This is a genomic window from Pantoea sp. DY-17 (genome assembly GCF_019795975.1).
Classification (GTDB): domain Bacteria; phylum Pseudomonadota; class Gammaproteobacteria; order Enterobacterales; family Enterobacteriaceae; genus Pantoea; species Pantoea leporis.
On the sequence record NZ_JAIMIG010000004.1, the window covers coordinates 534,720 to 555,958 of the forward strand.

23 protein-coding genes are annotated in these 21,239 nt (G+C 54.3%); 5 read left to right on the top strand and 18 right to left on the bottom strand.

The annotated features are described in order from the left end of the window. The first annotated feature begins 103 nt into the window (after positions 1 to 103). On the top strand, positions 104 to 2,050 hold the full coding sequence (locus tag K5Y33_RS19270; protein ID WP_222234921.1) for a bifunctional 2',3'-cyclic-nucleotide 2'-phosphodiesterase/3'-nucleotidase: 1,947 nt from the start codon (positions 104 to 106) through the stop codon (positions 2,048 to 2,050). A gap of 3 nt (positions 2,051 to 2,053) precedes the next feature. On the opposite strand, the gene K5Y33_RS19275 is transcribed toward K5Y33_RS19270, so the two are convergent. From K5Y33_RS19275 to fklB, 3 genes are all read right to left on the bottom strand, one after another. Next, a complete protein-coding gene (locus tag K5Y33_RS19275) occupies positions 2,054 to 2,359 on the bottom strand; it encodes a type II toxin-antitoxin system RelE/ParE family toxin (RefSeq protein ID WP_101762876.1) in 306 nt (101 codons plus the stop codon). Beyond that, positions 2,360 to 2,608, bottom strand: a complete 249-nt coding sequence (locus K5Y33_RS19280) for a type II toxin-antitoxin system Phd/YefM family antitoxin (protein WP_101762875.1) — start codon at positions 2,606 to 2,608, stop codon at positions 2,360 to 2,362. It lies immediately after the preceding gene. 128 nt (positions 2,609 to 2,736) lie between these two features. After that, positions 2,737 to 3,357, bottom strand: a complete 621-nt coding sequence (fklB, locus tag K5Y33_RS19285; RefSeq protein WP_008103590.1) for an FKBP-type peptidyl-prolyl cis-trans isomerase — start codon at positions 3,355 to 3,357, stop codon at positions 2,737 to 2,739. 216 nt (positions 3,358 to 3,573) lie between these two features. On the opposite strand from fklB, the gene K5Y33_RS19290 reads away from it, so the two are divergent. Next, the gene (locus tag K5Y33_RS19290; RefSeq protein ID WP_222234922.1) at positions 3,574 to 4,227 is read left to right on the top strand and encodes a LysM-like peptidoglycan-binding domain-containing protein; all 654 of its coding nucleotides are present in this window, start codon (positions 3,574 to 3,576) and stop codon (positions 4,225 to 4,227) included. Positions 4,228 to 4,406: 179 nt separating this feature from the next. Here the strand turns inward: K5Y33_RS19290 and rplI are convergent, their stop codons facing one another. The 4 genes from rplI to rpsF are packed head-to-tail and all read right to left on the bottom strand — an operon-like array spanning position 4,407 to position 5,847. Continuing rightward, the gene (rplI, locus tag K5Y33_RS19295; protein WP_008103594.1) at positions 4,407 to 4,856 is read right to left on the bottom strand and encodes a 50S ribosomal protein L9; all 450 of its coding nucleotides are present in this window, start codon (positions 4,854 to 4,856) and stop codon (positions 4,407 to 4,409) included. 39 nt (positions 4,857 to 4,895) lie between these two features. After that, positions 4,896 to 5,123, bottom strand: coding sequence for a 30S ribosomal protein S18 (gene rpsR / locus K5Y33_RS19300; protein WP_002210155.1), 228 nt, complete (start codon positions 5,121 to 5,123; stop codon positions 4,896 to 4,898). Between the two features lie 4 nt (positions 5,124 to 5,127). Next, a complete protein-coding gene (priB, locus tag K5Y33_RS19305; RefSeq protein ID WP_007892027.1) occupies positions 5,128 to 5,445 on the bottom strand; it encodes a primosomal replication protein N in 318 nt (105 codons plus the stop codon). Positions 5,446 to 5,451: 6 nt separating this feature from the next. Beyond that, on the bottom strand, positions 5,452 to 5,847 hold the full coding sequence (gene rpsF / locus K5Y33_RS19310) for a 30S ribosomal protein S6 (RefSeq protein ID WP_101762874.1): 396 nt from the start codon (positions 5,845 to 5,847) through the stop codon (positions 5,452 to 5,454). A 386-nt stretch (positions 5,848 to 6,233) separates the two neighbouring features. Between rpsF and K5Y33_RS19315 the strand changes: the two genes are divergently transcribed. After that, positions 6,234 to 6,443, top strand: a complete 210-nt coding sequence (locus K5Y33_RS19315; protein WP_222234923.1) for a hypothetical protein — start codon at positions 6,234 to 6,236, stop codon at positions 6,441 to 6,443. 46 nt (positions 6,444 to 6,489) lie between these two features. On the opposite strand, the gene yjfP is transcribed toward K5Y33_RS19315, so the two are convergent. Continuing rightward, complete coding sequence (gene yjfP, locus K5Y33_RS19320) at positions 6,490 to 7,239, bottom strand: esterase (protein WP_222234924.1); 750 nt, start codon at positions 7,237 to 7,239, stop codon at positions 6,490 to 6,492. A gap of 158 nt (positions 7,240 to 7,397) precedes the next feature. Between yjfP and K5Y33_RS19325 the strand changes: the two genes are divergently transcribed. Together K5Y33_RS19325 and bsmA are read left to right on the top strand one after the other, a co-directional pair. Next, positions 7,398 to 9,329 carry a methyl-accepting chemotaxis protein gene (locus tag K5Y33_RS19325; protein ID WP_222234925.1) on the top strand — a complete coding sequence of 644 codons (1,932 nt, stop codon included), beginning with the start codon at positions 7,398 to 7,400 and terminating at the stop codon, positions 9,327 to 9,329. Positions 9,330 to 9,383: 54 nt separating this feature from the next. Further along, positions 9,384 to 9,710 (top strand): biofilm peroxide resistance protein BsmA, encoded by a 327-nt coding sequence (gene bsmA / locus K5Y33_RS19330; protein ID WP_222234926.1) that lies wholly within the window; start codon positions 9,384 to 9,386, stop codon positions 9,708 to 9,710. On the opposite strand, the gene K5Y33_RS19335 is transcribed toward bsmA, so the two are convergent. From K5Y33_RS19335 to hfq, 10 genes are all read right to left on the bottom strand, one after another. After that, positions 9,684 to 11,312, bottom strand: coding sequence for an isovaleryl-CoA dehydrogenase (locus tag K5Y33_RS19335; RefSeq protein ID WP_222234927.1), 1,629 nt, complete (start codon positions 11,310 to 11,312; stop codon positions 9,684 to 9,686). The genes bsmA and K5Y33_RS19335 overlap by 27 nt on opposite strands. Positions 11,313 to 11,395: 83 nt before the next feature. Beyond that, positions 11,396 to 12,130 (bottom strand): 23S rRNA (guanosine(2251)-2'-O)-methyltransferase RlmB, encoded by a 735-nt coding sequence (gene rlmB, locus K5Y33_RS19340; RefSeq protein WP_101762868.1) that lies wholly within the window; start codon positions 12,128 to 12,130, stop codon positions 11,396 to 11,398. Positions 12,131 to 12,238: 108 nt separating this feature from the next. Beyond that, complete coding sequence (rnr, locus tag K5Y33_RS19345; protein ID WP_192412261.1) at positions 12,239 to 14,689, bottom strand: ribonuclease R; 2,451 nt, start codon at positions 14,687 to 14,689, stop codon at positions 12,239 to 12,241. 16 nt (positions 14,690 to 14,705) lie between these two features. After that, positions 14,706 to 15,149 carry a nitric oxide-sensing transcriptional repressor NsrR gene (nsrR, locus tag K5Y33_RS19350; RefSeq protein ID WP_008103609.1) on the bottom strand — a complete coding sequence of 148 codons (444 nt, stop codon included), beginning with the start codon at positions 15,147 to 15,149 and terminating at the stop codon, positions 14,706 to 14,708. Positions 15,150 to 15,340: 191 nt separating this feature from the next. Beyond that, positions 15,341 to 16,639 carry an adenylosuccinate synthase gene (locus K5Y33_RS19355; RefSeq protein ID WP_210081723.1) on the bottom strand — a complete coding sequence of 433 codons (1,299 nt, stop codon included), beginning with the start codon at positions 16,637 to 16,639 and terminating at the stop codon, positions 15,341 to 15,343. Positions 16,640 to 16,819: 180 nt separating this feature from the next. Continuing rightward, on the bottom strand, positions 16,820 to 17,017 hold the full coding sequence (locus tag K5Y33_RS19360; RefSeq protein ID WP_008103612.1) for a DUF2065 family protein: 198 nt from the start codon (positions 17,015 to 17,017) through the stop codon (positions 16,820 to 16,822). A 57-nt stretch (positions 17,018 to 17,074) separates the two neighbouring features. Next, positions 17,075 to 18,079 (bottom strand): protease modulator HflC, encoded by a 1,005-nt coding sequence (gene hflC, locus K5Y33_RS19365; RefSeq protein ID WP_101762865.1) that lies wholly within the window; start codon positions 18,077 to 18,079, stop codon positions 17,075 to 17,077. A gap of 3 nt (positions 18,080 to 18,082) precedes the next feature. Next, positions 18,083 to 19,318: an FtsH protease activity modulator HflK gene (gene hflK / locus K5Y33_RS19370; RefSeq protein WP_101762864.1), complete on the bottom strand. Its 1,236-nt coding sequence runs from the start codon at positions 19,316 to 19,318 to the stop codon at positions 18,083 to 18,085. Positions 19,319 to 19,545: 227 nt separating this feature from the next. Beyond that, on the bottom strand, positions 19,546 to 20,826 hold the full coding sequence (gene hflX, locus K5Y33_RS19375) for a ribosome rescue GTPase HflX (RefSeq protein WP_007892011.1): 1,281 nt from the start codon (positions 20,824 to 20,826) through the stop codon (positions 19,546 to 19,548). 80 nt (positions 20,827 to 20,906) lie between these two features. Continuing rightward, positions 20,907 to 21,224 (bottom strand): RNA chaperone Hfq, encoded by a 318-nt coding sequence (gene hfq, locus K5Y33_RS19380; RefSeq protein WP_101762863.1) that lies wholly within the window; start codon positions 21,222 to 21,224, stop codon positions 20,907 to 20,909. Positions 21,225 to 21,239: the final 15 nt, after the last annotated feature.

Consider the following 21,239-nt stretch of genomic DNA (forward strand, 5'->3'; position numbering starts at 1 on the left):
AGATATTGGATGAAAGTCCGAGCTTCATCACAAATTGAAATGATAATTCGTCATGGTTTTACATTATTTTGAGAGGCCCATTGGACCGAACAAGGAGCAAGCGATGTTCAAAGCGAGCATGTCGTTATTGGCACTCTGTATAACTGCCGCCACGGTACAGGCTGCTACGGTGGATCTGCGCATTCTGGAAACCACCGATCTGCACAGCAACATGATGGATTTCGATTATTACAAAGATACGCCGACGGAGAAATTTGGCCTGGTACGCACCGCCACCTTAATTCAGCAGGCCCGCGCGCAAGCGAAGAACAGCGTGCTGGTCGATAACGGCGATATCATTCAGGGCAGTCCGCTGGGCGATTATATGGCGGCGAAAGGGCTAAAACCGGGCGAAGTTCATCCGGTATATAAAGCGATGAATACGCTGGATTACGCGGTCGGAAACCTCGGTAATCATGAGTTCAATTACGGTTTACCTTATCTGCAAAAAGCGCTGGCCGGCGCGCGTTTCCCTTACGTCAACGCCAACATTATCGATGAAAAGAGCGGAAAACCGCTGTTCACGCCCTACTTAATCAAGGAAACCACCGTTACAGACCGTGACGGTAAGCCGCATACGCTGAAAATTGGTTACATCGGCTTCGTTCCCCCGCAGATTATGGTTTGGGATCGCAACAATCTGCAGGGAAAAGTGCGGGTTGATGACATCACTGAAACAGCGAAGCGCTATGTGCCGGAAATGCGCGCAAAAGGTGCTGAAATAATCATCGCTATTCCGCACTCCGGTTTGAGCAGTGAACCCTATCATGCCATGGCCGAAAATTCGGTCTATTACCTCAGCCAGGTTGCTGGCATCAACGCCATCATGTTCGGTCACGCTCACGCGGTCTTCCCGAGCAAAGAGTTTGCGGCAATTAAAGGCGCTGATATCGCTCAAGGCACACTTAACGGTATTCCGGCGGTGATGCCCGGTATGTGGGGCGATCATCTGGGTGTGGTCGATCTGGTGCTGAATAACGAGGGCGGCAAATGGCAGGTTGCGCAGGGCAAAGCCGAGGCACGTCCAATTTATGACAGCGCGGCGAAAAAATCGCTGGCTGCCGAAGATGCCGATCTGGTGAAAGTGCTGGAGCAAGATCACCGCGCCACGCGCGATTTTGTTGCCAAACCGATCGGTAAATCCGCCGACGTGATGTACAGCTACTTGTCGCTGGTGCAGGACGATCCCACGGTGCAGATCGTTAACAACGCGCAGCGCGCTTACGTCGAGCACTTTATTCAGGGCGATCCTGATCTTGGCCGCTTGCCGGTGCTCTCCGCCGCCGCGCCGTTTAAAGCTGGCGGCCGCAAAAACGATCCCGCCAGCTATGTCGAAGTGGAGAAAGGTAACCTCACTTTCCGTAACGCCGCCGATCTCTATCTCTATCCCAATACGCTGGTGGTGATGAAAGTCAGCGGTGCACAGGTGAAAGAGTGGCTGGAGTGTTCAGCCGCGCAGTTTAACCAAATCGATCCGCACAGCAGCAAACCGCAAGCGCTGATTAACTGGGATTTCCGTACCTATAATTTTGATGTGATCGATGGCGTGCAGTATCAAATCGATGTTACGCAGCCGGCGCGCTATGACGCAGAGTGCTCGCTGATCAACAAGGGGGCTTCGCGCATTAAGGATCTTAGCTGGCAAGGCAAACCTATTGATCCTCAGGCCAGTTTCCTGGTCGCCACCAATAACTATCGCGCTTATGGCGGCAAGTTTGCCGGCACCGGCGATAAGTATGTCGCCTTCGCGTCGCCGGATGAGAACCGGTCGGTGGTTGCCGTTTATATCAGCAGCGAAACCAAAGCGCATGGCGAAGTAAAACCGCAGGCCGATCACAACTGGCGTTTAGCGCCGATTAACAGCAGCACGCCGCTGGATATCCGTTTTGAGACCGCGCCTGGCGCGAAAGCAACGAAGTTTATCGAGCAGCACGCCGATTACCCGATGAAAGCGGTGGGCAGCGATGAGATAGGTTTTGCGTTGTGGCAGGTGGATTTGCAGAAGAAATAGTTGTTATAAGCGGGTTGCCAGATGCGTAGCTGGCACCCTGCTCTGATGTAATACCGCCAAAATAATAATGCCTTTCTGGCCTGGCTGGTAATAAACCATGTGGCTAACATAGGGAAAGCTGAGCACACCTTCTGCAACATCCAGCGCTCTGCTTTTTCCCAATGCCGGCATTTCTGCCAGCGTGCGTAACGTCTCCTGCAAACGCCTTAAATAGATTTTTGATTGCGCATCACCCCAGTTCTGCATAGTGAACCGGCGAATATCGACAAGATCCTGTCGCGCTTCATCCGTAAGCTGATAATTAGCCATTTAATCCAGCAGTTGGTCGAAAAAGGTTTCACCATCGGTCAGTTGTCCGTTGGCAATATCATTTCTGGCTCGGGCAATTTTTTCCTGCAAAAATTGCTGCTTCATGGCCTCTATCGCCTGATACTCCTCAGCGGAGATGACCACTGCTACCGGCTTTCCATTACGGCTAATCTGGACCGGCTCACGCTGCGCTTTCAGCAGCATATCGCCAAATTGGGTTTTGGCTTCGTTGGCGGAAAGTGAATGCATACCGCACCTTTCGTGTGAATCGTTCGATTCGCACATTATATACGCTGATTAATTTAAAACCAGCTTGTTCTACAGATATAAAAAAACCGGCACGATCGTGTGCCGGTTTTGAGAATCAACTTGGCGACTTACAGAATTTCCAGCAGTTCAACTTCGAAGATCAGGGTGCTGAATGGCGGGATGGAGGCGCCAGCACCGCGCTCGCCGTAAGCGAGGTTGTGTGGAATCGCCAGTTCCCACTTCGAACCGACCGGCATCAGCGTCAGCGCTTCGATCCAACCGGCGATTACGCCGCTAACCGGGAATTCTGCGGGTTCGCCACGCGCGACTGAGCTGTCGAATACCGTGCCATCGATCAGTTTGCCGGTGTAATGCACGCGCACACGATCCTGACGTGAAGGAATTGGACCTTCGCCCTGCGTGATGACGCTGAACTGCAGACCGGTTTCGGTGCTGCTTACGCCTTCGCGTTGTGCGTTCTGCTCAAGGAAAGTCTGACCTTCTGCCGCCATCGCTTCTACACGCTCACGACGCACGCCTTCAGCGCGCTCGTGCACTTCACGCAGTGCGCGATGTACCACGTCAACCGGGACGGCCGGTGAGTTCCCTTCCAGCGCGTCGCGCAGGCCGGCGAGCAGTGCTTCTGGCTGCAGACCCTGCAGTCCAGACTCTTGCAGCTGCTGGCCTACCTGTAAACCGATACCGTAACTTGCTTGTGATTCGACGCTGTCGAATGAAGGGGTCGTCATCTTGATTCCTTAATCCCGGAGAAAAATAGAACCGGCAGCATACCAGCGCGGGCGGCTGGCGTAAAATCTCACGCGCCGCAGATGACATTTCCCGGCGAAACGGAAACAATACAGCGGTCAAATTTTTCAATGCTGCCAGGCACTTCCTGTCAGCATTGCTCATACTATAGCTGTGGCGAGGTTTTCACCCGCCACCGTCGGAACAAGAGAGAATACATGGGCCAGATCGCCCCACGACGTCGCAGGACGCGCGCACCGCGTACTTTATTACCTTGGTTGCAACGTTGGCTGCCGCGCATTCCGCGCCAGGCCGCCAGCGAGGAGGATTCACGAATGGCTTCCGATCACCCTTCCCGCGTTCCCGCCGCACTTCAGCGCGTCTGGCATTTGCTGGATGATGTGCGCTGGATGGATCCGCTACCCGCTTTGCATCGTCGCGGCATCGTCATTGCCCTGCTGGTGCTGCTGGTGGCGTTTCTCTGGCCGAGCAGCACGCCGCAATATCCGGTTGAGCGTCCGGCGGACACTGGCGCTAAAGAAGTGCCGATGCAGGCGGAGATTTACGATAATAATCAACAGCATAACACGCCGGCGAAAACCGATTCGCAGGGCGAGTGGCGCACCTATAATGTGGCATCAGGCCAGACGCTGGCACAGCTGTTCCGCGACAATAATTTACCGGTGAATGATGTGTTTGCCATGGCGCGAGTCGAAGGTGATGGGCAGCCGCTGAGTGCGTTACAGAATGGTCAGCAGGTGAAAATTCGTCAGAACGCGCAAGGCGTGGTGACCGGTTTAACGGTGGATGGCAGCAACGGTCCGGTGCTGTTTACGCGTCAGCCGGATGGCAGCTTTATCCGCGCTCAGTAAAACGCAGAAACAAAAACGCCGGCACATGGCCGGCGTTTTCGCATTACCGAGTATACTCGTCATAATCCAAGTTACAGATGCGTTGGCTACGCTCATTCACCCCTGTCACTTACCGAAGTAAGCTCAGGGGATTCATTCCCTTGCCGCCTTCCTGCACCTTGAATTATTTAGAGTAACAATTACTCAGCAACTACATTCACAACCAGTTTAGCGAAGACTTCGCTATGGATCTGGAAGTCAACTTCGTGCTCACCGGTGGTGCGCAGTACGCCTTCTGGAAGACGAACTTCGCTTTTAGCCACTTCAACGCCAGCTGCAGTTACTGCATCAGCGATGTCACGGGTACCGATGGAACCGAACAGCTTACCAGCGTCGCCTGATTTAGACGCGATGGTTACGTTGCCCAGTGCGTTGATTTTCTCTGCACGTGCGTTAGCAGCAGCCAGAACGTCAGCCAGTTTGGCTTCCAGTTCAGCGCGACGTGTTTCGAAGAACTCAACGTTCTTCTTGGTAGCAGGAACAGCTTTACCCTGTGGAACCAGGAAGTTACGAGCGTAGCCCGCTTTAACGTTAACCTGATCACCCAGGCTGCCCAGGTTTGCTACTTTATCAAGCAGAATAACTTGCATTACCTTATCCTCTTAAAGTCGTTAATGGACAACTACCGATTACTGATGACGATCAGTGTACGGAAGCAGGGACAGGTAGCGAGCGCGCTTGATGCAACGAGCGAGCTGGCGCTGGTATTTTGCACGAGTACCGGTAATACGGCTCGGGACAATTTTACCGCTTTCGGTAATGTAGTTTTTCAGTGTAGCGATATCTTTGTAATCAATCTCTACAACGCCTTCCGCGGTGAAACGGCAGAACTTGCGACGACGGAAATAACGTGCCATTTGGCTAGTCTCCAGAATCTATCAAATCAATCTGCTCGGCATGTAACACCATTCTGCTCTGACCATTGCGTGCCTGATGGCAGCTAATAAAGCCTTCGAGAGTGAGTTGCGTGCCGACCGTTATATGTTGAGTAATCACCTGATGGGTGCTGCCGCTGATAATCACCGGCATTTGACACCAGGCTTGCCGGTGGAAACCGGCTTCCTCTTGCACAGAACGATGCTCAAGCACGAACTGGCAATGAGGAATCCCTGACGGACTGACTTTTCGAACCGGCGTCTTGCACACAGTGCCAGACAGGCGCAGCCGATTTGCCGTCATGTCGGATTACTCTTCAGAATCCCCAGCATCTGAGTCATCAGCCGATTCGTTAGCAAAGTCTTCGCGGCGATCACGACGCTCGTCTTTAGCTTTAACCATCGGAGATGCTTCAGTTACCGCGTGCTTAACGCGCATAACCATGCTGCGGATAACGGCGTCGTTGAAGCGGAAGTTAGTTTCCAGCTCGTCAATCACTTCCTGCGGCGCTTCTACGTTCATCAGAACATAGTGAGCTTTGTGCAGTTTGTTGATTGGGTAAGCCAGCTGACGGCGGCCCCAGTCTTCCAGACGGTGAATCGTGCCCTGTGCACCGGTGATAGCACCAGTGTAACGCTCGATCATACCTGGAACCTGTTCGCTCTGGTCAGGGTGGACCATAAATACGATTTCGTAATGACGCATCGATAGCTCCTTACGGATTATTCAGCCTCCTGTCAGGGTCAGCTGCGGCCCACGGAAGCAAGGAACGTTATAGGTTGCGAATCATTTAAAAAATGAAACACACCTCTGAATGCAGCTGAAAAATTGACGCGTAATCATACTGGCGTCCTCGCGGAAACTCAAGCGCACAATTCATCAAATGGCGGCTAGCGTGCCAGCTGATGCGGCTTATTGTGCTAAGTGAGATGCATCAGTGAGTTAGAGAGCGTTTTATCAAATTCTCTGAAGAAGGCGTTCAAAGGGACGATCTGGCGGCAAATTGGTTAAGAACTACACTGTTTACAGGCGCAACGAATTCCGCTTTTCGCCTCGTCTGAGAGTGCAATCCCTGGAGTGAGGAGTCGATAATGAAAACGATCATTTTCGCCACTTTACTGGGTCTCTTCCTGTCTACACCCGCTCTTGCCAGCTCCGCTGACTTCGTGCAGCAGATGAGAAGTCACAGCAGCAACGCGGCATCAGGCTATGTCTACGTCAATCGGCTGGATGCGCCTGCAAGCAGTAACCCAGTCAGTGCCAATACCAGCGCCGCCGAACGGTTGTCATCACAACTCTGATTCGGCAACCTAAACGGGCTGGCGCCTATCACGCCAACCCGCATTTTTATAAATGATGTTTAAAGAAACTGACCAGCGCCGTCAGGGCCGCAGGCGTGATTTTATGGCCGATGTTTTTTTCAGATAGCGTGGTCACATGGTGATCGAGTTCTGCCTCGCCTAAGGCTTTCTGCAAACGCGCCGTTTCAGCAAAGGGCACCACTTCATCCGCTTCGCCGTGCCACAACAGTAAAGGTCGATTCGCCAGTTTCTCCAGCTGTTCGCTGGGATCATACGGCGCCAGCGGTGCGAAACGCGCGGCAAAAGCCGCTTTCTGCTCTGGCGTGCGCGCCACCAGCGGCGGAAACAGCGTATGACTCAGCTGCATGAAATAGCCGGAACCCATCAAACACGCCACGCTGTGAATCTGCGGATAGCGTGCCATCGCGCCCAGCGCGGTCATGCCGCCCATCGAGGCGCCCGCCACGGCAAAACGCTCATCCGCAATCCAGTCGTTATCGCGCAGCGCCTTTTCCAGCAACGGCACTTCATCGATGTTCTGTTTAAGGATCTCCCAGAAGTGGGTCATCCGCGCGTCGGTATCGCCGTTGTAACGTGCGCCGTGCATGTCCGCATCGGGCATGATCACGCGGAAACCAGCCTGCGCCAGCGCCACGGCAAAGTAGCTGTAAACCTCTTTCGATGAGGTAAAACCGTGATAGAACAACACCGTCGGCAAGCGCGCCTGGCGCTGCCCGGCCGGTGATGCGTGGATACATTCAATGCCTGCCAGATTCTCCGTTGCCAACTCAATCATACCGCCTCCATTGAGAATGATTATCACTGGACTCAGTGTAAGCGCTGCCTGATAAAATGCGAGCCACTTCACATTAAGTTTGAATAATTTCTGCCCTAAACATTTAGCCCACTTTGCCGTTGATCTTGTACCCCTTCAATAATCTCAAAAGGTACTTTATGAAGCGTCTTTCTCTCAGCGCCATGGGTCTCGGAATCAAGCTGTCTGTATTGACGTCTTTGAGCGTGGCAATTGTGCTATTTACGCTGACCTTGACCCTGAGCCATAACGCGGCACGTCAGCTGGAGCAGCTGGCAACCGATGATATGCAGAATCAGGTGCAAGGCATTAATGAAATGGCCACCATGTTCAACGCCACGCTGTCGGAAGAGGTGGCAAATTACACCAAACTGTTCCAAAGCTTCCTGCCAAAACGTTTTAGTCGTGACGACAGCGAACGTGTGCAGGTAGGTGAATTCAGCACGCCAACGCTGCGAGCGGGATTGAAAACCCTCAACCTTGATCAGATCGCGGTAGATGATTTTCTCGATCGTACCGGTGCGGTATCCACCATCTTCGTGCGTGACGGCGAAGACTACATCCGCATCGCCACCTCGCTGAAAAAAGAGGATGGCAGCCGCGCGGTGGGCACCAAACTAGATCGCAGCAGCGCCGCCTGGCGCAGCGTCAATCAGGGCACGGTCTATCGCGGCCTGGCGACGCTGTTTGGCCATCGTTACATCACGCAGTATCAGCCGGTGCAGGATAGCAGCGGCGCAGTGATCGCCATCCTGTTCGTCGGGGTACAGATCGACGCGCAGTACGTGCTGATGCGTGACAAAGTGCTGGCGCGCCATCTTGGTGACAGCGGCACCTTCTCGGTGTTGAATGGGACGCCGGGCAGCAGCCAGGGCCAATATCTGTTTGATCGTCACGCTGAAGGCAAACTGCCGCGCTGGGATAACGCCACGCAGCAGCAATTGCTTAGCCAGCCGAAGGGATTAGTGGCGATTGAACTGGATGGCGAAACCAAACTGCTGGCGTGGCAGCAGCTGCCGGGCTGGAACTGGATCATCGCCGGTGAAGTGAGCCGTGCCAGCCTGCTGGCGCCAATCACGCACAGCCGTAACCTGTTTATGGCGATTGGCCTGGCGCTGGTGATCGCGTTTGCCATTGGCTTTATGTGGTACAGCCGCCGCGCCATCACGCGTCCGCTGCAGCAGGTGATCCATCTGGCAGAACAGTACGCCGCTGGTAATCTGCAGGCACATCTCGACTCTTCACGTCGTGATGAGATTGGTCAGTTGGTCAGCGCGATCAACGGCATTGGCGATGGACTGGAGAAAGTCGTCAGTCAGGTACGTTCGGCGGCGCGGGAAATCAGCAGCGGCACCGATACCATCGCTGCCAGCAGCTCCAGCATCAGCGAGCAGATTGGCCGTCAGGCCAGCAGCGTGGAAGAAACCTCGGCCAGCATGGAGCAGTTTGGCGCCACCGTGGCACAAACCGCTGCCAACGTGCGGCAGGCGATGGCGCTGGTCGGTGAAGCGGCTAATACCGTGAATCACGGCGGCAGCACCGTGGCACGTTCGGTGGAAACCATGTCGGAGATTCGCGTGGCGTCGCAGAGCATCGCCGATATCACCCATGTGATTGAGTCGATCGCCTTCCAGACCAACATTCTGGCGCTCAATGCCGCGGTTGAAGCCGCTCGCGCCGGTGAACACGGTAAAGGCTTTGCGGTGGTCGCGGCGGAAGTGCGCGCGCTGGCACAGCGCAGTGCTACGGCAGCCAAAGAGATTGATGGATTGATTGCCAGCTCCATCGATAAAGTGGCGGCCGGCCATACGTTATCTGAGCAGACGCGCGATGCGATGAGCCATATCGTCAATCACATCGAGCAGGTTAAAACGCTGATGGGTGAAATCAATATTGCCGCGCAGGAACAGGCGGCGGGCATTGGTCAGGTGAATCTGGCTATGAATCACATCAGCCAGGCCACGCATCAAAGCAGCGATATGATTAACCAGTCAGAAACCACCGCCAATCATCTGAGTAAGAAAGGGCATCATCTGACGCAGCTGGTGAGCATTTTTCATCTGAAGGACTAAAAGCCACAGGAAGATGGCTTACACTTGAGCCATCTTCCTGCTTCAGGAGTTGCTATGCGTACTCTCTATTTGGCCTTAACGCTGCTGCTCAGCGGCTGCGCCGCTTTCACCACCACGCCACAAGCTCCGCCGCCGCCCATGCAGCACGCGCAGGAAATTTCACGCGCGCAGAGTATTGGCCTGCCGAAGCTCGGCACTATCACCACCACCACACGCGGCTCGCCGGATGATGCACAGCGCGCTATTGCCGCGAAAGCCAACCAGACGGGTGCGGTTTACTATCAAATTCTGATGCTGGATGAAACCACCCTTCCCAGCTTCTGGTACGCCACTGCCATTCTGTATGGTGCGCCGTCAACCGGCGCTGCAGCGCAACAGTAAGCGCGCGCAGAGATCGTCGCTTAATGCCCGTGTGCCGCGCAGATCAAGCTGCTGCTGACACCAGCCATCGGCCAGCGGCGGCTCTGCCACTTTCAGCAGAATCGCGGCACTTGCCAGCTGCAGTAACTCGCGCGTGATTTCTCGCGCCTGCCCTTCACGCGGGTTGGCGAGCTGCAAGCGTAATTGCCGCCAGCGGCGATCAAAGTGACGATTGCTGCCCTTCACCGCATCAAACTCATCATGCAGCATGGTCATCACCTCGGCGTGACGTCCGAGCACCCGCAGGACATCCAGGCACATCACATTGCCGGCGCCTTCCCAGATGCTATTCACTGGCATCTCACGATAAAGACGCGGCAGCTCGCTCTCTTCGCAATAGCCAATGCCGCCCAACACTTCCATCGCTTCTGCCACAAAAGGCATGCCCGCCTGGCAGATCACATATTTGGCGGCAGGTGTGAACAGGCGTGCGTATAAGCGCTCATGTTCGCTGGCCGGTGTTGACCAGGCACGCGCCAGCCGCAGCAGCAGTGCGGTTTGTCCTTCCAGCTGCAGCGCCTGTTGCGCCAGCACCGCGCGCATCAACGGTTGATCGATAAGGTTCTTGCCCATCACCTGACGCTGCTGCGCATGATGCACGGCAATCGACAGCGCACGGCGCATCTGTCCGTGACTGCCCAGCGCGCAGTCGAAGCGCGTCATACCGCCCATCTTGAGGATCAGCCGCACCCCTTCGCCCTCTTCGCCCATCAGCCAGCCGATAGCATCCTGAAATTCCACTTCAGCGCTGGCGTTGGAGCGATTGCCGAGCTTGTCTTTAAGGCGTTCGATGCGAATAGCGTTGCGCGTGCCGTCCGGCAGCAAGCGTGGCAGGAAGAAGCAACTCAATCCCTGTGACGTTTGCGCCAGAATCAGATGCGCATCGCTTTGCGGGACCGAGAAAAACCATTTATGGCCGGTGATGCGATACGCTTCGCCCGGCCCGCGCACGCCGAGCGGTTCGGCGCGTGTGGTGTTGCTCAACACATCGGTGCCGCCCTGTTTTTCCGTCATGCCCATGCCAATCAACAGACCGCGTTTCTTGTTGCCAGGCAGATGATGCGCATCGTAACGATCGCTGAGCAGCGCTTCGCGCCAGTCAGCGTAGGGTTCAGGCAGATGATTCTGCAGCAGCGGAATGGCGGCGTGCGTCATCGTCACCGGACAGAGCGAGCCGGCTTCCACTTGGGCATGCAGGATGAATCGTGCGGCACGCGCCACCATCGCCTGTGGCTGAACGTCGGGCTGCCAGCTGAGATTGTGAAGCCGACTGGCGCACAATCCCTGCATCAGCAGATGCCAGGCGGGATGAAAACGCACTTCGTCGAGGCGTTCACCGCGCGCGTTGTAGCGCAGCAGTTCAGGCGCTTCGACGTTCGCCAAGCGGCCTAGTTCAAGGGATTCGGCGCTGCCAAGTTGCAAGCCGACGGAAGCCAGCCATTCGCGATCCCAGCTGGCACCTTCGCGTGCAACGGCCTCGCACAGGGCGATATCGCGCGTGAACAGGTTGCTGTTACTGAGCGGATCGGGCTGGTTGAATACGGTGTGGGTTTGCCAGTTCATACAACGTCCTCCTCATACTCATTTTTCAAGTATGAAGAGGATGTGCAGTTATGCCTGGCCTGGAAAATTTTTTGCGGTGGGGATCACGCCTGACGCTGACGTACGGCTTCAAACAAGCACACGCCGGTGGCAACTGACACGTTGAGTGACGAGACGCTGCCTGCCATTGGGATGCTGATCAGCTCATCGCAATGTTCACGCGTTAAACGACGCATACCTTCACCTTCCGCGCCCATCACCAGCGCCATTGGGCCGGTCATTTTGCTTTGGTAAACGGTGTGATCGGCTTCGCCTGCGGTGCCAACCACCCAGACGTGGTATTCCTGCAGCAAGCGCAAGGTGCGCGCCAGGTTGGTGACGCGAATCAACGGCACGTTTTCCGCTGCGCCGCTGGCCACTTTCTTCGCGGTGGCATTCAACGGTGCTGCGCGGTCTTTTGGCACGATGACCGCATGCACGCCCGCGGCATCCGCGCTGCGCAGGCAAGCACCGAGGTTGTGCGGATCGGTAACGCCATCCAGCACCAGCAGGAACGGTTTCTCAAGGCTCTGCAGCAGATCCGGTAAATCACCCTCCTGATACTGCTTGCCCGGCTTCACGCGCGCCACGATGCCCTGATGCACGCCGCCTTCAACCTGGCTATCTAGCCATTGACGGTTCGCCACCTGCACCGGGATTCCCTGAGCTTCCAGTGCGAGGATCAGCGGCTGCAGGCGACGATCGTCGCGGCCTTTAAGGATAAAGACTTCCTGAAAACGCTGAGGATCACGTTCCAGTAGCGCCTGCACGCTATGAATACCAAAAATTATTTCACTCATTACTTTGCTCAAGGTTGGATTTAGATCGTTGAATACGGAGATTCAGGTGCGCATGAATGCGCACCCTACAACGGTTTCGTCAGGTCGCCCTGCAAGGCGACCAAACTATCAGGCTTCGTCAGGCTGCTTCTTCGACGCGCGCTTAGACTTGGTGGCGGCGGCGATTTTACGGGTTTTCTCGGAGACTTTTTTGCCTTTTTTCTCGGTTTTAGCCGGTTTTTCAGCAACCGCAGGCTTTTTCTTTTCGCCGCGGAACGCTGAATCAGGTTCGAAAGTGCCCTTCTTGCCGGCATCACGACGACGCTTGGCTGGCGGTTTGCCACCGCGTTTCTCACGCTCACGTTCGGTTTTGCCTTCGCCGCGCGGTACACGCTTGCTGGAGATCAGCGCGAAGTCGATTTTACGCTCGTCCATATGCACGGCTTCAACGCGCACTTCCACCGCATCGCCCAGACGATAAGTACGGCCGCCGGATTCACCAATCAGACGCTGACCCACCGCATCGAAGCGATAATAGTCGTTATCCAGCGAGGAAACGTGCACCAAACCATCGATAAACAGTTCGTTAAGACGCACGAAGAAACCAAAGCCGGTCACACTGGAGATCACGCCGTTGAACACGTTGCCGACCTGATCCTGCATGAAGTCACACTTCAGCCAATCGGCAACATCGCGCGTGGCTTCATCAGCACGGCGCTCGGTCAGTGAACAGTGCTGGCCCAGCTGCAGCATCTGCTGCATGTCGTAGTGATAGCCGCCGGTCGGCGTGGTGATGCCGTCCACTTCGCCGCGCTCTTTTGCCAGCAGATATTTGATGGCGCGATGCAGCAGCAAATCCGGATAGCGGCGAATCGGCGAGGTGAAGTGCGCGTACGACGCCAGCGCCAGGCCGAAGTGACCCCGGTTTTCAGGATCGTAAACCGCCTGTTTCATCGAACGCAGGAGCATGGTTTGCAGCATTTCTGCGTCTGGGCGATCGGCCACTTGCTTCAGCAAGGCGGCATAATCGGTCGGGTGTGGCTTAGTGCCACCCGGCAGGCTTAAGCCCAGCTCGTTCAGTACGGTACGGAAGCTTTTGATGCTGTCTTCGCTTGGACGATCGTGATCGCGGAACAGCGCAGGCTCTTCATTTTTCTCAACAAAACGCGCCGAGGCGATATTGGCGAGAATCATACACTCTTCAATCAGCTTATGCGCATCATTGCGTGAGGTGCGCTCAACGCGCTCAATGCGACGCTCGGCGTTGAAGATGAACTTGGGTTCATCGGTCTCAAACGAAATGCCGCCACGCTGCTCGCGCGCGGTTTCCAGCACCTGATACATGTTGTGCAACTCGTGCAGATGAGGAACCTGAGCCGCGTATTGTTCACGCAGATCGGCATCACCTTGCAGAATGTTCCACACTTTGTTGTAGGTCAGTCGCGCATGGGAATTCATCACCGCTTCATAGTGTTTGAAACCGGTAAGTTTGCCGCTGGAGGAGATGGTCATCTCACACACCATGCACAAACGATCAACCTGCGGATTCAGCGAGCACAAGCCGTTGGAGAGAATCTCCGGCAGCATCGGGATAACCTGCGACGGGAAATAGACCGAGGTGCCGCGCTGATGCGCTTCATCGTCCAGCGGCGTGCCCGGACGTACGTAATAGCTGACGTCGGCAATGGCCACCCATAAACGCCAGCCGCCGCCGCGTTTCTTCTCGCAGAAAACCGCATCATCAAAGTCACGTGCATCTTCACCATCAATGGTGACCAGCGGCAACTTACGTAAATCAACACGTCCCAGCTTCGCTTCTTCCGGTACTTCTTCTTTCAGCTTAGCGATCTGCTTCTCAACTTCTTCCGGCCATGTGTGCGGGATTTCATGGGTGCGCACCGCCATATCGACCGCAAGGCTGGTGCCCATATCGTCGCCCAGCAGCTCGGTCACTTTGCCGATCGCTTTGGTGCGACGCGTCGCACGTTGGGTGATTTCAACCACCACCACTGAACCCATACGCGCGTTAAGCGTTTCTTCTTGCGGGATCAGGATGTCGAAACTCAGGCGGCTGTCATCCGGCACCACAAAACCAGTACCTGCATCGGTAAAGTAGCGGCCGACGATCTGGCTGTTACGTGGCTCAAGCACGCGCACCACGCGCGCTTCACGACGACCTTTACGATCGGCGCTGCCTGGCTGCGCCAGAATCACGTCGCCGTGCAGGCAGAATTTCATCTGCTCAGCAGAGAGATAGAAATCATCTTTCTGACCTTCTACGCGCAGGAAGCCATAGCCATCGCGATGGCCAATCACTTTACCGCGAAGCAGATCAAGACGTTCTGGCAGGGCGTAACATTGACGGCGAGTAAACACCAGCTGGCCATCGCGCTCCATGGCGCGCAGACGACGACGCAGCGCTTCCAACTGCTCTTCGCTGGTGATATTCAATTCCTGCGCGATGTCATCGCGGCTGGTCGGCTTTTCGCGTTTTTCCAGCAGTGCCAGAATAAATTCGCGGCTTGGAATTGGGTTTTCGTATTTTTCAGCTTCTCTATCCTGATAAGGATCTTTTGACATTACGGTTCCTCCGATGTCATTTAATTTGGATTGCCACCGGCGGTTCGGACAATAAAAGTTGGTACAGCGAATCGTTATCTTTGACCAAATCGGCCAGCGTATACTTGTCCAGTTCCTTGAGGAATAGCTGGACCGCATCGTGCAATGCTTTACGCAAACGACAGGCTGGCGTGATCACACACTCGTCGCAGTTCACGAGCTGCAATGGCTCCATTCTTCGCACCACATCGCCAATGACGATTTTTTCCGGGTCCATGCCTAAACGAATTCCGCCGTTTTTACCGCGTGTTGCGGCGACAAAGCCAGCCCGGCTAAGTTGATTGATGATTTTAACCATATGGTTACGCGACACCCCGTAGGTATCGGTGACTTCGGTAATGTTGGTCTGCTTACCTTCCGGTAACGTCGCCATGTAAATCAGGGCACGCAGACCATAATCGGTAAAACTTGTTAGCTGCACATATACCTCAGTGAATCATCGAACGTTATGGTTATGCGCCGGTCGGCGTGATGTTTAAATATGATGATAAACCAGAGCGTGGTGGCCGGTGCGTTTTTTTCCGGCAAGTATCGATATTTGCAAGAAAAAATAGAGTGAGTGGAGTCAAAGATTAGAAATACAAAGGCCGGACAGAGTCCGGCCTGAGGAGATTATGCGTCGAACGGGTCGCGCAGAATCATGGTCTCACTGCGGTCTGGGCCGGTAGAAATAATATCAATCGGCACACCGGTCACTTCTTCTACACGTTTGATGTAGTCACGTGCAGCTTGCGGCAGACCTTCCAGCGTCTTAACGCCGAATGTGGTCTCGCTCCAGCCTGGCATGGTTTCGTAAATCGGCTCAATGCCTTCCCAGCCTTCAGCTGCCAGCGGCGTGGTGGTCATTTCGCGGCCATCTGGCATGCGATAAGCCACACAGATTTTCACTTCTTTCAGGCCATCCAGCACGTCCAGTTTGGTCATGCAGAAACCTGAAAGGGAGTTGATCTGTACGGCACGGCGAACGGCAACCGCATCCAGCCAGCCGGTACGACGACGACGACCGGTGGTCGCGCCGAACTCGTTACCTTGTTTACACAGGAACTCACCGGTTTCATCGAACAGTTCGGTTGGGAATGGACCGGCACCAACGCGCGTTGAGTAGGCTTTCACGATACCCAGCACGTAATCAACATAGCGTGGACCAATACCTGAACCCGTCGCTACGCCACCTGCGGTGGTGTTTGATGAGGTCACGTATGGATAGGTACCGTGGTCGATATCCAGCAGCGTACCCTGCGCACCTTCAAACATGATCAGGTCGCCACGCTTGCGCGCGCCGTCCAGCAGATCAGACACATCAACCACCATGCTGGTAATGATATCGGCCACCGCCAGCGTATCACTCAGCACTTTTTCGTAGTCAACTGCGTCGGTTTTGTAATAGTTAACCAGCTGGAAGTTGTAGAAATCGACGATCTCTTTCAGCTTCACCGCAAAGGTTTCTTTGTTGAAGAGATCGCTCACGCGCAGACCGCGACGTGCCACTTTATCTTCATAGGCAGGACCGATACCGCGACCGGTGGTGCCGATAGCTTTAGCGCCACGCGCTTTTTCGCGCGCCACGTCCATTGCTACGTGGTACTGCAGAATCAATGGGCAGGCTTCAGAGATCAACAGACGTTCACGTACCGGCACACCGCGCTCTTCCAGACCTTTCATCTCTTTCATCAGCGCTTCAGGCGACAGGACAACGCCGTTACCAATGATGCTGGTGACGTTTTCACGCAGGATGCCAGATGGAATTAAGTGGAGGACGGTTTTTTCACCGTTGATGACAAGTGTGTGGCCTGCATTATGGCCACCTTGGTAACGCACGACGTAATTCGCGCGCTCTGTCAGAAGGTCTACGATCTTACCTTTACCTTCGTCACCCCATTGGGTGCCCAGTACGACGACGTTCTTACCCATTTTTTCAAAATCACCGATTGCTTAAAAATGGATTCTACCACCTGACTTTTACTCTTTCAGCACTTTTAGCATACGATTGCGCTGTTTTTTGCCTGAGTTTTGCTCAGCTCACAACATGTTGGGGGAACAGCGGCCAACAGACACAATTGAGTCGGGCGGCCTCACATAATTTCAGGCTGATTAACGCGCATGCATGCTGATCATGGCGTAAATCACCACGCCGGCCACCACTAAACCGCCACCAAAACGATGCAAGAGACGATCGGGCAACTGCGTCATCGCCAGAATCATCCGCCGCCACGCACGTGGCATAAACATCGGTCCAAGTCCTTCCAGCACCAAAACCAAAGCCAGCGCCATCCAGATGGTTGAATTCATGATTTTTTCCCAAAAAAAAGGCCGACAACATTGTCGGCCTGGACTTTATATCAGTTCTTAACGCGTGGCGTTAGAGGGCGCTTTCATATAGCGGAAGAAATCGCTATCCGGGCTCAGCACCAGCACATCCTGGTTGTCTGAGAAGCTATTCTCATAGGCGCGCAGGCTGCGGATAAAGGCATAGAAATCCGGATCCTGGCTGAAGGCATCAGCAAACAGTTTTGCCGCTTCACCATCACCTTCACCGCGCGAAATCAGCGCTTCACGCTGTGCTTCTGCCAGCGTGCGCGTAACCTGATAATCGGCCTGTGCACGCAGTTTCTCTGCCTCTTCCTGACCTTGTGAACGCTGACTACGCGCTACCGCTTCACGCTCGGCGCGCATACGGTTGTAGATCGCGTCAGACACTTCAGTCGGCAGGTTAATCTGCTTGATGCGCACGTCGACAACTTCAATACCTAACGCAGCCATGCTGTTCGGGTTTGGTGCCGGCTCACTGCTGTTGGTTTCACGTTCTACACGTGCTGCCGCACTCGCAATCGCATCATCCGCTGCTGGCGTCTGAACGTCATCATCATTGCCAGCGCTGCCGGTGTTCAGGGCATCACGCACGTCGGTGGTTAAACGGCCACGTGAATCAGTCACGATGTCTTTCACATCCAGACGACCCATTTCAGAACGCAGACGGTCACTGAACTTACGTTTCAGCAGCACTTCTGCCTGAGAAACGTCGCCACCACCGGTTGCCAGGTAGTAACGGCTGAAGTCACTGATGCGCCACTTGATGTAAGAATCAACGATCAGGTCTTTCTTCTCTTTGGTAACAAAGCGGTCAGCCTGGTTATCCATGGTCTGAATGCGCGCATCAAGTGATTTCATGGTTTCGATAAACGGAATTTTGAAATGCAGACCCGGTGCGTACACCAGCGGTTTGTTTTCGTCATCACGCAGAACCTTACCAAAGCGCAGCACGATGCCGCGTTGGCCTTCCTGCACCACGAACAGTGACGCGTAAAGCACCACCAGCACTACAATAATTACGGCGATGATTGGCTTACGCATCGATTACTCCCTCCCCTGGCGCTGGGTATCGTTGCGCAGCGCGTTGGCGCGACGCTGATCCATGATGCTGTCTGGACTGTAAGATGAAGAATCTCCACGGCTCGCATTACTATCGGACGACGAAGGAGACTTCATTAAATTCGTCATTTTCTGACCGCCCTGGCCAGATGCCTGACCACCGCGCATCAGTTGATCCAATGGCAGGACTGTCAAATTATTACCACGATCGCTGATCAATACCTTGCGGGTATGACTCAGCACACGTTCCATGGTTTCAATATAGAGACGCTCTTTCGTGATTTCTGGTGCAGCTTTATATTCAGGCAGCAAGCGAGCAAAACGCGCCACTTCACCCTGCGCTTCTAACACCGTACGTTCTTTGTAAGCACGACCCTCTTCGAGGATACGTTGCGCCTGACCATTAGCACGCGGCTGAACTTCGTTCGAATAAGCTTCAGCTTCACGAACATACTGTTCACGGTTTTCACGCGCGGCAATCGCATCATCAAACGCGGCTTTTACTTCTTCTGGTGGGCGTGCCGCCTGGAAGTTTACGTCCAGCAGGGTAATACCCATGTTGTACGGACGGATAGTCTCGTCAAGCTCACGCTGAGTTTCGCTACGTACCACGGTACGACCTTCCGTCAGGATGCGGTCCATGGTTGAGCGACCAATCACGCCACGCAAGGCGCTGTCGGTGGCCTGACGCAGGCTGTCATCGGCACTGGTCACGGCATAAAGATAACGCTCAGGATCGGTCACGCGGTACTGCACGTTCATCTCAACGCGCACTACGTTTTCATCCGACGTCAACATCACGCCAGACGCCGCCAGTTCACGTACGGCTTCTACGTTTACGGCGCGAACCTGATCGACGAAAGTCGGTTTCCAGTTGAGGCCTGGCTCAACCAGATGGCTAAATTTGCCAAAGCGCGTGACGACGCCACGTTCCGCTTCTTTGATGGTGTAGAAACCGCTAGCCGCCCAGATAACGACTGCCGCTACGGCAACAATGCCAACTACTTTGCCACCGCTACCGCCGCTGCGCTGGCCATTGTCATTCTGTTTGCCACCGCCCAGTCCGCCGAGTTTTTTACTCAACTTTCGGAAGATATCATCCAGATCAGGTGGTCCCTGATCGCGACCTCCTTTATTTCCCCCAGAGTTGCCGCCTTGATTATTGCTGCTTCCCCACGGGTCGCGGTCCTGTCCGTTATTTCCGGGCTGATTCCACGCCATGTTTCTACTCCATTTATTGTATTTACGTTTTTTACCCTTCATCTTTCGGATTGCAGCTTCGTTGGCTGCCTTCGTTCACCCCAGTCACTTACTGATGTAAGCTCCTGGGGATTCACTCAGTTGCCGCCTTGCTGGAATCCGAAATATTCGGGTAAATCCTGCACATTCGGCCTGCAACGATAATGACGACAATCTAAAAGATATTGAGTAAAGGCGTTTGGGCAATTTCAAACAATATAACTGGCTAGCGACGGCTCTTGTTTACACAGACGACGCCAATCAACTATCGGCATACGCACGTGCAAACTCACACAGCCATCATCTTCATTCCATTCTTTTTCTATAGCATGCAACTGATAAAAACGACTGCGCAAACGGCCCGCTTCCGGCGGCAGACGTAAATCGTACTGCGCGATTTCACCGGCTAAACGCTCAGAGAGCGCCTGCCACAGCAACGGCAGACCCACGCCGCTCTGTGCAGATAACCACACACGAATCGGCTGGTTCTCTTCGTTGCGATCGATACGCGGCACAAAGTCCTCAAGCATATCGATTTTGTTCATGATCAACAGCGCCGGAATTTCGTCAGCTTCAATCTCTTCCAGAACTTCATTTACTGCATCAATGTTGTCATTCACACGCAAATCGGCGGCGTCAATCACATGCAGCAGCAATGTCGCCTGACGCGTTTCCTGCAGCGTGGCTTTAAACGCCGCGACTAAGTCGTGCGGCAAATGACGGATAAAACCAACGGTGTCTGCTAAAACCACTTCACCCACATCCGCCACATTCAGACGGCGCAATGTCGGATCAAGTGTCGCGAACAGTTGATCCGCTACGTACACATCCGCAGAGGTAATCGCGTTGAACAGGGTGGATTTACCGGCGTTGGTGTAACCCACCAGCGAAACGGTTGGCACGTCAGCTTTGGCGCGCGCTTGTCTGCCCTGATCGCGCTGTTTTTCGACGCGTTCAAGACGGGAGAGAATCTGACTGATACGGCCACGCAGCAAGCGTCGGTCCGTTTCCAGCTGAGTTTCACCCGGACCACGTAAACCGATACCGCCTTTCTGGCGTTCAAGGTGTGTCCATCCGCGAACCAAACGGGTTGCTAAATGGCGTAGTTGTGCCAGCTCGACCTGCAATTTACCCTCATGGGTGCGGGCGCGCTGGGCGAATATATCGAGAATTAAGCCGGTGCGATCGATTACGCGACATTCGCACAGCCGTTCAAGATTACGTTCCTGAGCAGGAGTTAAGGCATGATCGAATAAAACGACCGATGCTCCACTCGCTTTTACCGCATCGGCAATTTCAACTGCCTTTCCTTCACCGACAAAATATTTGGGATGTGGCGCTTTACGGCTGCCCGTAATGACTTGCAGCGCTTCAACGCCCGCAGAAGAGACAAGAGTTTCAAACTCCTGCAAATCTTCCAGCTCTTTGTCTTGGGAGAACCAGATGTGTACCAGTACGGCCTGCTCACCGGCATCATAACGGTCAAACAAGCTATAACCTCGCTAAAATAAAATAACCAGGACAGGAAAACGTGCTCGTTCTCCAGCCCTGGCTTTACGGCAGCGCAAAATTATTCTGCGTTATCGCCGTCTTGTTGTGGCTGCGACTGAGCGCTTTGATTGCTTCCGCTGTGATGATAGTTGCTGCTACCACCGCTGCCGCCCGCGTTATTGCTATGGTGCGACACTGGACGAGAAGGAACCACTGTAGAGATGGCGTGTTTATACACCATCTGGCTGACCGTGTTTTTTAACAGAATGACGAACTGATCAAAGGATTCAATTTGCCCTTGCAGCTTAATACCATTCACCAAATAGATCGAAACCGGTACACGTTCACGACGCAATGCGTTCAAAAACGGGTCTTGTAAAGATTGCCCCTTAGCCATTCTATCTTTTCCTTA